The sequence below is a fragment of the Paenibacillus selenitireducens genome, from assembly GCF_002021565.1.
Taxonomy (GTDB): Bacteria; Bacillota; Bacilli; order Paenibacillales; family Paenibacillaceae; genus Paenibacillus_K; species Paenibacillus_K selenitireducens.
Genome location: NZ_MSZX01000005.1, coordinates 405,661 through 417,841 on the forward strand (window position 1 = coordinate 405,661; position 12,181 = coordinate 417,841).

10 protein-coding genes and 2 riboswitches are annotated in these 12,181 nt (G+C 46.0%); of the genes, 9 read left to right on the top strand and 1 reads right to left on the bottom strand.

Annotated features, from left to right (window positions below):
• Position 1: 1 nt before the first annotated feature.
• On the bottom strand, positions 2 to 1,726 hold the full coding sequence (locus BVG16_RS15140; RefSeq protein WP_078499505.1) for an ABC transporter permease: 1,725 nt from the start codon (positions 1,724 to 1,726) through the stop codon (positions 2 to 4).
• A 323-nt stretch (positions 1,727 to 2,049) separates the two neighbouring features.
• A riboswitch (M-box (ykoK) riboswitch) is annotated at positions 2,050 to 2,227 on the bottom strand.
• Positions 2,228 to 2,447: 220 nt separating this feature from the next.
• Here BVG16_RS15140 and BVG16_RS15145 point away from each other — a divergent pair.
• From BVG16_RS15145 to BVG16_RS15185, 9 genes are all read left to right on the top strand, one after another.
• Entirely contained in the window at positions 2,448 to 3,386 is a 939-nt protein-coding gene (locus BVG16_RS15145; protein ID WP_078499506.1) for a tyrosine-type recombinase/integrase, read from the top strand.
• Between the two features lie 193 nt (positions 3,387 to 3,579).
• Positions 3,580 to 3,680: riboswitch (TPP riboswitch) on the top strand.
• Positions 3,681 to 3,770: 90 nt separating this feature from the next.
• Positions 3,771 to 4,376: a thiamine phosphate synthase gene (locus BVG16_RS15150; RefSeq protein ID WP_332888786.1), complete on the top strand. Its 606-nt coding sequence runs from the start codon at positions 3,771 to 3,773 to the stop codon at positions 4,374 to 4,376.
• Positions 4,377 to 4,380: 4 nt separating this feature from the next.
• Positions 4,381 to 5,532 carry a glycine oxidase ThiO gene (gene thiO, locus BVG16_RS15155; protein WP_078499507.1) on the top strand — a complete coding sequence of 384 codons (1,152 nt, stop codon included), beginning with the start codon at positions 4,381 to 4,383 and terminating at the stop codon, positions 5,530 to 5,532.
• A gap of 4 nt (positions 5,533 to 5,536) precedes the next feature.
• Positions 5,537 to 5,740, top strand: coding sequence for a sulfur carrier protein ThiS (gene thiS / locus BVG16_RS15160; RefSeq protein WP_078499508.1), 204 nt, complete (start codon positions 5,537 to 5,539; stop codon positions 5,738 to 5,740).
• 6 nt (positions 5,741 to 5,746) lie between these two features.
• A complete protein-coding gene (thiC, locus tag BVG16_RS15165; protein ID WP_078499509.1) occupies positions 5,747 to 7,456 on the top strand; it encodes a phosphomethylpyrimidine synthase ThiC in 1,710 nt (569 codons plus the stop codon).
• A gap of 45 nt (positions 7,457 to 7,501) precedes the next feature.
• The gene (locus BVG16_RS15170) at positions 7,502 to 8,269 is read left to right on the top strand and encodes a thiazole synthase (protein ID WP_078499510.1); all 768 of its coding nucleotides are present in this window, start codon (positions 7,502 to 7,504) and stop codon (positions 8,267 to 8,269) included.
• The gene (locus tag BVG16_RS15175; protein WP_078499511.1) at positions 8,266 to 9,339 is read left to right on the top strand and encodes a ThiF family adenylyltransferase; all 1,074 of its coding nucleotides are present in this window, start codon (positions 8,266 to 8,268) and stop codon (positions 9,337 to 9,339) included. The genes BVG16_RS15170 and BVG16_RS15175 overlap by 4 nt, the downstream gene beginning before the upstream one ends.
• Before the next feature lie 168 nt (positions 9,340 to 9,507).
• Positions 9,508 to 11,397 (top strand): LTA synthase family protein, encoded by a 1,890-nt coding sequence (locus BVG16_RS15180; RefSeq protein ID WP_078499512.1) that lies wholly within the window; start codon positions 9,508 to 9,510, stop codon positions 11,395 to 11,397.
• Positions 11,398 to 11,412: 15 nt separating this feature from the next.
• Entirely contained in the window at positions 11,413 to 11,931 is a 519-nt protein-coding gene (locus tag BVG16_RS15185) for a GNAT family N-acetyltransferase (protein WP_078499513.1), read from the top strand.
• Positions 11,932 to 12,181 lie beyond the last annotated feature (250 nt).

A 12,181-nucleotide genomic window follows, 5' to 3' on the forward strand; every position in this document is an offset into this window, starting at 1 on the left:
CTCAATCTAATTTGAATTTTTTCTCCGAAATCGCGTATAATTTGCGCCACATCAACCGGTTTAGGACAACAACCATGATACACATGACGATAATTCCCCAGATAATCTGCGGCCAATCTCCATGCGTCGTTGCTTGGGCGATATAAGAACCTAGGCCAGGAGCCTCTAGAACGTCGGTTTTCCACGAGACAATCTCCGAAACAATACTTGCATTCCATGCCCCGCCACTAGCGGTGATGCACCCTGTAATGAGGAAGGGGAAAATGCTGGGTAAAATTAACTTTTTCCAATATTGCCATCGTGTTAAGCCTAGAATGGTCGAAGCTTCCTTCAAATCGGATGGAATGGCCATGGCACCGGCTATGACGTTGAATAAGATATACCATTGTGTGCCTAACATCATTAATGGAATCGATCCGATATTCATGGAAATGCCGAATTTAAGATATAGAATGATAAACAATGGGAAAGCCATGTTCGCTGGGAATGAAGCTAGTACTTGAATAATGGGTTGGGCAATCCGTGAAAATTTGGGATTCAAACCGATCATCACGCCCACAGGTACGGTCCATATCACCGCAAGTAGGGTGGATACGAATACACGGAAAGCTGTAAGGAGACCGAGTACTAGGACATCAAGCAATTCATGCCAACTGAGTTGAACAATTTCATAGACCGCTTGATAGACATAGATGGATACGAACCCCAGTACGATTGCCCAAATCAACCACGTAATGCCTTTGGACACGATAGCCGGTGGTTGTGGCCAATGAATCGTTCTACTCTTTTTTTGAATTTTTATCTTCGTATCATGGAGGAAGGTGCTTATTTGCTGCTGAATATATTGAATGAAGTGAGCTCGCTTCAAAATATTGAACGCCCATGATTTCGGCACTTCATTCGCTTCCGTCTGTTCGTTCTTAAACTTCTGCGACCAAGCGACAATGGGACGCCAGAATAGCTGGTCGACAAGGATGATCATGATGATCATTGTTATAATCGAATAGATTATAGCGGGAATATTTCCGTGATCCGCGGCCATTGCCATATACGAGCCGATTCCCGGTAATTGGATATCCTGATTCAGAACACTGATGGATTCACTCGCTGCAAGAAAGAACCAACCGCCTCCAAAGGACATCATGCTGTTCCACACAAGTCCGATCATGGAGTACGGCACTTCAAGTTTAGTGAAACGAGACCAGCCGCTGAGGCGTTGAATGTCCGCGGCTTCGGCGAGAGGACGGGGAATGGATTTTACAGCGTGATAAAAACTGAATGTCATATTCCATACTTGCCCGGTAAAAATAGCGAAGATCGAGGCGAACTCTACACCGAGAAGACTGCCTGGAAATAATGCCATAAACATTAAGACAGTAGCCGAGAGGAAACCAAGTACCGGCACAGATTGTAGAATATCAATTGCGGGAATCATGATCTTCTCAGCTGTACGATTATAGGCCGCTATGCGACCATAAATAAAGGTGAACAATAGGGAAGCGCCAAAAGCTATGAACATGCGGAGTAAGGAGCGTCCAGCATAATAGGGCAGCATGGATGGATCGAGACTAATGCTTGGTTCATGCTGCGCAGTGAAAGGGACTTGCATCCCTTCGCCAAAATGAGCAGTTAAATATAAGACAGATAATAAGACGAGTATGACCGTAATATCGGCCCAACCAAATTTTTGTTTGTTACTCATTGGGATAAATCCGTTCCATTTCATCGTAAAAACCTCCTTTTAAGCATAAAAAAAGCTCTCCTCTGCTTGAGGAGAGCGTGATGATTCCATCGTCAAATCATCCGATATGTATCTTGGCATAACAAATCAAGCCCATAGGGAAATAAAGCCCTGGATTTGGATGTTGATACACTGTAGGCATACCGTTCGATGGGAATACACTTTTCCTAGAAAGCACAGTTTCATCTAATTCATTCCATTGTCGTATTCGATCCCTACTACTGTCCATTTCCAGTATCCCCCCTTTGTACATACATATGAAAGCCCCCAGGGTTTGGTCCCAGGGGGCATACGTTCGCAGCGAAAAAAACGATTCCCCCTAGTCCAGTTTTAGCACTATGCAACGTAAAGAGTGAAAAGTTCATTCTCTTAGCCACCTTATGAAAAGCCTTAATCCGACAATTCCTGGTCTACCCATTGGTATCTTTCGATATTTCTGGGCAGTGGCCTATGTTTGCATAGGAGCCTCACCTAACGAGGACATATTCATGTTCGAACACATCTTAACGTGAAACGCAAAGAATTGTCAACCTCATCCCGCACTTTTTCAGAAAAATCTTTGAAAATAACGCATTAATGGGGTTAAATAAATTGCGTGAAATACATATTTCATGCAATTTGCGTTTAAATAGCCTAATCTAGTATGATTATAGGCAATGATATGAATAGTTAACGGAGTAAATTGACTTTTGTGGGGGGATATTGGGTGTTAACGACACAACATGAAATCATAGATACCTATGACATGGAAGTTGAGCTGTTCTCGATATGGATGAAAAATCAAGGGATGACCAAAGCGACACAGCAAGCTTACTTGAGTGATACAAGAAGCTTCTTGCATATGATCTATCCGAATGAAATTGCGAAGCTTGGCAAAATCGATGTGATGCGGTTTTTGTCTGACCGCCGTGAACGTGGAGCAGGAGATGAAGCGAGGAATCGTAAATTGTCATCCTTGCGGGCTTTTTTCAAAGCCTTGAACGAAATGGAACATATCCAGATTAATCCAGCAGCTCTGATTGCCAAATCCAAACAAGAAAAAAATCGGATCCCGACCTATTTGGAGGAAGATCAATTAGAATCCTTCTTCCAATCCATTGCAGGAAAGTATCAGCATCGGAATATGGCGATCTTATTGCTTATGGCGTTTGCGGGTCTACGGGTGGGAGAAATTCACCGCATGAATATCCAAGATTTGCATCAAGACGGATCTATACATATTTTGGGTAAAGGGCGGAAATGGCGGGTCATCCCGCTTCCGGAATCCATGCATCAGGTGCTGATCCGATCCCTGGATGAACGTATAGAGCCGAAGCAAAGCAAGGAGCAGGGGTTTTTCATTTCCCAGTTCGGAAGAAGGTTGTCAGTCCGCATGATTCAGACCGTGGCGGATCAGACGTTTGAGGTCTTGCAGCAGAAGATGCCTGCTTTGAATGGGCTGAAGTTGTCGAGTCATAAGTTGCGGCATTCCTTTGCAACGATGCAAATTCGGAGTGGAACGGATATACGAACATTGCAAGAGCTGCTAGGCCATTCCAGTATTGAAACGACGCAAATCTATACGCATATTGATAACAAACAGATGAAAATGGCGATGGACAAAGTGTCCAGTAAGATTCCTTTGAGCATCAGTTCTCGTAATTAGTGTACATAATAATTATTATGTTAACAAAATAATAGTTATGTAGGCTGAAATACGAATCAATGGGACCGACATTACGAGAAAATGAAGTTGATGTGCATGTCTCGGTGAAGATATTGCATGGGTTAGGCAAGGTTCACTAAATTTTTCCTACCCATCTAGAAAACATTATGCTATATTGTAAATAACTTAATACGCAATGCACTAGGGGAGCCCGTACGGGCTGAGACGGAAGTTTCCGGACCCTTCGAACCTGATCTGGATCATACCAGCGTAGGGAAGTGTTGAGAATGGCTTCATCGTGATGGATGATTTATTTATGGAGCTTGAACAACCACTTTTCTATGGGAAAGTGGTTTTTTTGCGTTGCGGAATGGAGATGTGGATGTGCGTGAATTACATGTCATTTCAACTGGAGATATGCCATTAGCCCAGTTCACCCGTATTGCGGCTGCGATTCATCCAGATGTGCATGCGATTCATATTCGCGAAAAACGGCGTACCGCTAGGGAACTAAGGGATTGCGTTCAGGAACTTCTGCATCGCGGCATACCTGCACACAAAATTTACGTGAATGATCGCTTGGATGTCGCTTGGGCAACAAGGATCGGTGGCGTTCATTTAGCTCACCACAGTCTCCCTGTTAAGGAAGTCGCTGCGCTGTCGCATGCGTTGCGCATTGGTTGTTCCGTCCATTCTGTAGCAGAGGCGAAGCAAGCGGCAAACGACGGTGCGGATTATATGTTCTATGGACATATTTATGACAGTCCATCCAAGCCAGGCATTCCTTCCCGCGGGTTAGCACAGCTTCAAGCGGTTGCTAACGTTGTCTCCATCCCTGTCATTGCGATCGGTGGGATTCAACCGGAAAAGGTCACGGAAATCCTTCAACACGGTGCGCAAGGCATCGCCGTCCTCAGTGGCGTAATGAAAGCTCATGATCCTGTGGGGCGTGTGCGTCAATATGCCGAAAAGTTAAACGAAAGAAGGTAGATATATGCAACGTACGGTTGATGTGGTCATCATCGGTGCTGGCGTGATCGGTTGTTCTATCGCGTATCAATTAGCCCGGAGAGGCATATCTACACGGGTATACGACAAGAATCAGATCGGTGCAGAAGCTTCAAGCGCAGCTGCGGGCATGTTAGCGGCCCAAGCCGAATTTATGGATTCACGGCCATTATTTGATTTAGCTCGTCAGAGCCGATCTTTATTCCCAGCTTTAGCAGAAGAATTAAAGGCATGCAGCGGCGTTGATATCGGGTTCGTCCATCACGGGTTGTTACGTGTGGCTCGAACTCCTGAAGACGTCTTGACCTACCAGAACATGGCGTCGCAGCATGTGGGGTTAGGAGAGGAAGCCCAGTGGCTATCGCCGGAACAAGCGCTTGAACTGGAGTCAGGATTATCTCCATCCATTCACGGGGCATTGTACTTTCCGCAGGATGGTCAAGTCTATGCATCCCAATTAACGCTAGCCTATGCGCAAGCTGCTGCATCATATGGTGCCGTATTTCAGGAATTTGCTGAGGTGCAGGAGATCATCGAAGATCATGGTTGTGTCACCGGGGTCCGCTTGCAGGGTGAGGTGATTCCATGCAGCAATGTCATCGTAGCCTCCAGCATGTGGACCCAAGAGCTGCTCAGCAAAAATGGACTGCATGTTCCATTGTTTCCTGTGAAGGGCGAATGTATCGCGGTAAAATCCATGAAGCCATTATTGCGCCGTACAATTTATACCGACGGTTGTTATCTGGTGCCTAAATCGAATGGCGAGATCTTCATCGGCGCCACCGTACATCCTCACTCGTATGATCGCAAGGTAAGCATCGGAGGCATCGCTGCCTTGATTCAAGCGGCTGAAGAATTGATCCCTTCGATTCGATCGGCAGAGTTCAGTCGTGCGTGGAGCGGGTTGAGACCGCAGACCCCTAGCGGATTGCCTTACTTAGGGGAGCATCCGATGTTGAAGCATGCATTTATTGCTTCAGGACATTATCGGAACGGCATCTTGTTAAGTCCGATAACAGGCATGTTAATGGCGGATCTCATCGAAGGAAAGCCACCTGCCGCGGATCTTACACCTTTTGCCATTCCAGCTCTTCCGAAGCAACAAAGGGTTAAAGAAGAACTCATTACTGGGGTGTAGAGACATGAAGTATATCGTGAATGGTCAATCGGTGGAGGTTCCCGATCGTATTGTGACGGTTCGTCATTTGCTGGAGCATTTTGGATTATCGAACAAAATCGTGGTTGTAGAAGTGGAGCATCACATTGTAGATAAGGATCTCTATGCGAGTTATACATTGCAAGAAGGCGTTCGTATTGAGCTTGTACATTTTGTAGGTGGAGGGTGATGAAAGATGTCTAATTTTCCAAACAGTCAAAAGGTTTATGTAAAGGGTTCCCGTGAGGATATTCAAGTTCCCATGCGCGAGATCACGTTAAGTCCGACAGAAAACGCCCAAGGGGTTGAGATCAACGAGCCGATTCGTGTCTATGATACAAGCGGACCTTATACCGATGAAGCCATACATACGAATTATGAACAAGGACTTGCACCGAATCGACTTCCTTGGATTATCGAACGTGGTGATGTGGAGTTCTATGAGGGGCGTGACGTGAAACCGGAGGATAATGGATTGCGCTCTATGGAGTCCAAGGAACAGGCGGCGATTTTTCCCGGGCTGAATCGGCGGCCGCTGCGGGCGAACCCTGGCGCGAATGTCACGCAGATGCACTATGCACGACGCGGTATCATCACATCCGAGATGGAGTATATTGCGATTCGCGAAAATGTATCAGCAGAATTCGTCCGGAGCGAAGTGGCAAGCGGGAGAGCGATTATCCCTTCAAATATCAATCATCCGGAGAGCGAACCGATGATTATCGGGCGGAATTTCTTGGTGAAAATCAACGCCAATATCGGAAATTCCGCGGTATCCTCTTCGATTGACGAAGAAGTGGAGAAAATGACTTGGGCTACGCGCTGGGGTGCGGATACCGTCATGGATCTATCCACTGGGAAGAACATCCATACCACGCGTGAATGGATCATTCGTAACTCGCCTGTGCCGATTGGCACTGTCCCATTGTATCAAGCTTTGGAGAAAGTAAACGGCAAAGCGGAAGATCTGTCCTGGGAAGTGTATCGCGATACCTTGATTGAACAAGCGGAGCAAGGCGTCAGTTATTTCACGATTCATGCGGGTGTATTACTGCGTTACATCCCGCTCACGGCGAATCGGCTAACGGGTATCGTGTCTCGAGGCGGCTCGATCATGGCAGCGTGGTGCCTTGCCCATCATGAAGAGAATTTCTTGTACACGCATTTCGAAGAAATCTGCGAGATCATGAAGACGTACGATGTGGCTTTCTCCTTGGGGGATGGACTACGTCCGGGCAGTATCCAAGATGCGAATGACGAATCACAGTTCGCGGAGCTGGATACGTTGGGCGAACTGACGAAGATCGCATGGAAGCATGATGTCCAAGTGATGATCGAAGGTCCTGGGCATGTCCCGATGCATATGATCAAAGAAAACGTGGATCGTCAAATGGAAATTTGCCAAGAGGCGCCATTCTATACGCTCGGTCCATTAACAACAGATATTGCGCCAGGTTATGACCATATTACGTCTGCGATCGGCGCGGCGATGATTGGTTGGTTCGGCACGGCCATGCTCTGTTATGTGACACCGAAGGAGCACTTGGGGTTGCCCAATAAAAACGATGTTCGCGAAGGCGTGATCGCTTATAAAATCGCGGCACATGCCGCAGATCTCGCGAAAGGCCACCCTGGGGCGCAAGAGCGCGATAATGCATTATCCAAAGCACGATTTGAATTCCGTTGGCGTGATCAGTTTCATTTGTCCTTAGATCCAGAACGGGCATTGGAGTATCATGACGAGACCTTGCCTGCGGAAGGTGCGAAGACAGCACACTTCTGCTCGATGTGCGGACCGAAGTTCTGCAGTATGCGCATTACACAAGATATTCGTGACTACGCTGCGAAGGGCTTGCAGGAGAAATCCGATGAATTCAAAGCGTCGGGCAGTAAAATCTATCAATAATAACGTCAATTTTTCAATTTACCAGAAGGATGGAGGGAACGTTGCATGTTACGCATTGGACCGCATTCATTTCAATCCCGATTATTACTGGGTACCGGTAAGTTTCCAAATTTTGAAATCCAGAAAGAAGCAGTGCAGATTTCGGAGACGGAAATTTTAACGTTCGCTGTGCGGCGTATGAACATTTTTGAACCGCATCAGCCGAATTTTTTAGAAATGCTTGATTTGGAGAAATACACGCTGCTTCCCAATACTGCAGGTGCATCAACGGCAGAGGAAGCTGTACGCATTGCTAGACTAGCCAAAGCTTCAGGGTTATGTGATATGATAAAAGTGGAAGTGATTGGAGACCCATTGACCTTATTGCCTGATCCGCTAGAAACGGTGAAAGCTTGCGAAATCTTGCTGGAAGAAGGCTTTATCGTGTTGCCTTACATCTCAGATGATGTATTGCTAGCCAAGCGGCTTCAGCAATTGGGCGTGCATGCGGTGATGCCGGGAGCTTCGCCTATAGGTTCGGGTCAAGGGATATTGAATCCCTTGCATTTAAGCTTTATCATTGAGCAAGCCACGGTACCTGTCATCGTCGATGCAGGTATCGGAAGTCCGTCCCATGCCGCATATGCCATGGAGTTAGGCGCGGACGGTGTCTTATTAAATACGGCGGTCTCTGGCGCGAAGCATCCGGTACAGATGGCTCAGGCAATGAATTTAGCCATTGAAGCGGGAAGATTAGGTTATGAAGCGGGTCGAATCCCTGCCAAACGATATGCGACGGCCAGCAGCCCCACTGAAGGAATGGTTACCACATGAATGAAGAACACAGCGAGCATGCATCTAATGAAAGATATTCAAGACAAGCACGATTCAAGCCGATAGGCTGGACCGGTCAACAGCAGCTTGCTCGCAAGCATGTTCTTATCGTAGGAGCTGGCGCACTCGGAAGTGCAAGCGCAGAAGCATTGGTGAGAGCCGGTGTCGGTCAAGTTACACTCGTGGATCGTGATTATGTAGAATGGAGCAATCTGCAGCGGCAGCAGCTCTACACGGAAGATGATGTTCGGGAACACCTGCCCAAGGCCATCGCTGTCCAGCAGCATTTGCAGCAGATCAATAGCGAAGTGAAGATTCATGCCCATGTACTTGATGTCCGAGGGGATGAGTTGGAATCCTTAATCCCCGGTGTCGATGTGATCCTGGATGCGTGCGATAATTTCGATACACGATTCGTAATCAATGATGCAGCTCAGAAACATCGGATCCCTTGGATTTATGGCGCATGTGTCGGAAGTTATGGTATCTCGTATACGATATTGCCGGGAGACACGCCTTGCCTTAGCTGCATGATGGAAATAATCCCTGGCGGTGGCGAAAGCTGTGATATCGATGGAATCATTGCCCCTGCGGTGCAAATGGTTGTCGCGAATCAGACGGCTGAAGCGCTGAAGATTTTGACAGGGCATATGGACGCATTACACCGCAAATTGATCTCATTTGATCTGTGGGCCAATCAATTCTCGCGAATCGATATTCAAGCAATGAAGAAGGAGACATGCACATCCTGTGGGCCGCATGCCACGTATCCTTTTTTACATCGCCATGAAACGGTGACGCAGGAAAAAGCTGCTGTATTATGTGGACGGGATACCGTACATATACGGCCTCATACCTCCATGAAGCTGAATATGACAGAACTCGTAGACAGGATTCGTTCGAACCACCAAAGGCGTATCCAAGTGGAAGCATCCAATTCTTTTCTACTAAGCGCAATTATGGAAGATTTACGGATTGTTTTATTTGCGGATGGTAGAGCGCTGGTACACGGCACAAGTGAAGTGCCTCAGGCCGCGTCTGTCTATAAACAACTTCTAGCGATGGCGTAATGCTCAGGTTTATCTAAGACTCTTCGATCTCTTGAAATGGGAGATGACGAAGAGTCTTCTTGTTTTGGAAGGATTTCGGATGGAACGAATCTATCAAAGCTGATATACTAGTTGAATGTATTCTGCACCTATCAAAATTATTGTGGTTTTTAGTAGAAAAGGAGGGATATGGTGAATACGAGAAGAGTTACTGTCCCCATATTCTTTTGGGCCTTTATCTGTGCTTTTCTGAAATTAGGCTTGCTTCGTTACTTTTATTTTCATGGCATGACGATTCGAGAATTGGCGACAGATGCATTTGCTGCTTTAGCGATCGTAGGGATTTTTGAGCTAGTATTCCCAGGACGCTCGAAGCGATATGCCTATTGGATATTGGGCTTCGTGATGTCGTTCATGTTATTTGCTTCAACGCTGTATTTTGACCACTTTGGTTACGTTCCCACATATACCGCGTTAACGGCGCTCCATCAAGTTGCACAAATCGGGGATAGCGTGAAATCGACAATCCGTCCCATTTATTATGTGTATTTCTTGGATGTGGTCATCATGTTCGTTATTTGGCTGCTGCGTATTCGGAAGAAACCGAACCGTACAGCAACAACGCGAGCTTGGAAGATTGGCATCGCCGTTGTGACGGTTATGAGTCTTTTCCTATCCGGAAGAACGATTCTCGTGCACCAATCGATTGACAATGAGCTTGTCAAAGCCGAGACGATGGGGTATCTCAATTATCAAGTAGCAGCCGGATTAAAGGCGCGCGAAGAGAATAAAGCCGTTGCAGATGGCAGCTTGCAAGAGACGGTGAAGAAGATCCAAGATCTACAATCTACGTTCGCTTATCAAGATCAAGCAGCAAGCACGGGTAAACCGGTGCAGCCCGTTTATTTCGGCCAAGCCAAAGGCAAAAATTTGATCGTGATTCAGATGGAAGCTTTTCAGAATTTCCCGATCAATTTAAAGATTAATAATCAGGAAGTAACGCCTGTACTCAACAACTTAGCAAAAGAAGGCTTATATTTCCCAAATGTGTATCAGCAAATTGGTCAAGGGAATACATCGGACGCGGAGTTCATGTCGAATACCTCGATTTATCCTACCGGCACAATTGCCATGTCAACGGGGTACGGAGATCGGGAGCTTCCGAGCTTACCGCGATTGCTTCAGAAGAATAATTACGTGGCGAATACGTTCCATGTGAACGACGTGAAATTCTGGGATCGGATTCGGTTATATCCTGCCCTAAATTTTGATCATTATTATGACAAGCCGTTCTATACGAACGATCATTTTAATGAGTTTGGCGCATCGGACAAAGAATTATATCGAGTGGGTATGGAGAAATTGTCCGAATTGGATGCGAAAAATCAGCCGTTCTATGCGCAGTTTGTCACGGTGTCAAGCCACTTTCCATTTGCCGTACCAGATCAGGCCAAAACCTTGAATTTGCCAGAGAGTATGCAAGGGAAGCAGATTGGTGAATACCTCCACGCCGTTCATTATACGGATTATGCGATTGGAACCTTAATCGATCAATTAAAGGCAAAAGGCATGTGGGACAATACGGTTATGGTTCTGTATGGAGATCACTTCGGTCTGCAGCCGCAGGACAATGATCCTACAGAATTAAGCAATGAATTAGGCATCAAATACAATGAACATATCAGCCGATTCAATATTCCTCTTTTGATCCACGTACCTGGGTTAAAGGAAGGCAAAGTCGTTGATCGTGTCGGCGGACAGCTAGATATTATGCCTACGGTAGCGAACCTTATGGGAATTTCATTGAAGGATGAGCATTTTACCGCCTTTGGTCATGATCTCTTAAATATTGATCACAATGTGTTCGGTATGCGGTATTATATGCCGACAGGAACCTTCTTCACCGATGATATTCTGTTCATTCCTGGCAAAGGGTTTGAGGATGGCAAGGCGATTTCCTTAAAAACCTTCGAGCCTATTGCGGATATCACGCCATTTAAGAAGGACTATGACTACGTCATGAACTATATGAAATTATCGGATGAATACGTGAAGCTGCTGCCCAAACGTTCTCCATAGAAGAGGGTTATCAGCATGAAGATATTCACGATACGAAAGTTAACGGTTGAGGATGCTGATACCCTATGGGCGCTTCGCTTACAATCGATTCGTGAGCATCCTACGATGTTCTTCTCCTCTTATGAAGAGATGACGGATCGTAAGCTCGATGAGTTCAAGAAGACGTATCCCGCTTCGGAGGATCAGTTTATCCTTGGCGCATGGGGAGAATCCGAGCAATTGATAGGAATGGTCGGTTTTCGCAAAGCACCCGTATCCAAGAACATCATGAACCATGGAAATCTATGGGGATTGTACGTTCAAGCATCTTATCAGAATTTAGGAATCGGCAAGCAGTTGATTGAGGCGATGTTAGATGCGTTACAAGAAATGAAAGATCTAACTGCGGTCACGCTTGGCGTCATGTCGCATAATGAAGCGGCCATCCATGTATATCAGCAGTTCGGATTTGAATTGTATGATGTGGAAAAAGATGCATTCACTTATAAAGGACAATCCTATGATCATCAACTGATGATTCGCTGGATGTCATGAAATCCTCTGGAGCTAAGGCTTCAGGGGATTTTTTTATGCTAATAGTAACAATTTTACAATCATATTACATTTGTTCATACAAAGAACCTGTGAAATCTCCATGTTAGCAAGATATGTCCAATAGGAATCTTCAGGTCTGCTCGCTACGATAAATCATGGGAAGGCTTTCATGAATCCCTAGGAAAGGAGGTTATCGATAAGAACGTATCGTTAGTGATCTACATAAAAACAATCCATTGAAAACAGGAGG

Coding starts and splice junctions, on each gene's coding strand:
- BVG16_RS15140 (WP_078499505.1), bottom strand. CDS start 1,726: ATGAAATGGAACGGATTTATCCCAATGAGTAACAAACAAAAATTTGGT.
- thiO (WP_078499507.1), top strand. CDS start 4,381: ATGCAACGTACGGTTGATGTGGTCATCATCGGTGCTGGCGTGATCGGT.
- thiS (WP_078499508.1), top strand. CDS start 5,537: ATGAAGTATATCGTGAATGGTCAATCGGTGGAGGTTCCCGATCGTATT.
- thiC (WP_078499509.1), top strand. CDS start 5,747: ATGTCTAATTTTCCAAACAGTCAAAAGGTTTATGTAAAGGGTTCCCGT.
- BVG16_RS15170 (WP_078499510.1), top strand. CDS start 7,502: ATGTTACGCATTGGACCGCATTCATTTCAATCCCGATTATTACTGGGT.
- BVG16_RS15175 (WP_078499511.1), top strand. CDS start 8,266: ATGAATGAAGAACACAGCGAGCATGCATCTAATGAAAGATATTCAAGA.
- BVG16_RS15180 (WP_078499512.1), top strand. CDS start 9,508: ATGGTGAATACGAGAAGAGTTACTGTCCCCATATTCTTTTGGGCCTTT.
- BVG16_RS15185 (WP_078499513.1), top strand. CDS start 11,413: ATGAAGATATTCACGATACGAAAGTTAACGGTTGAGGATGCTGATACC.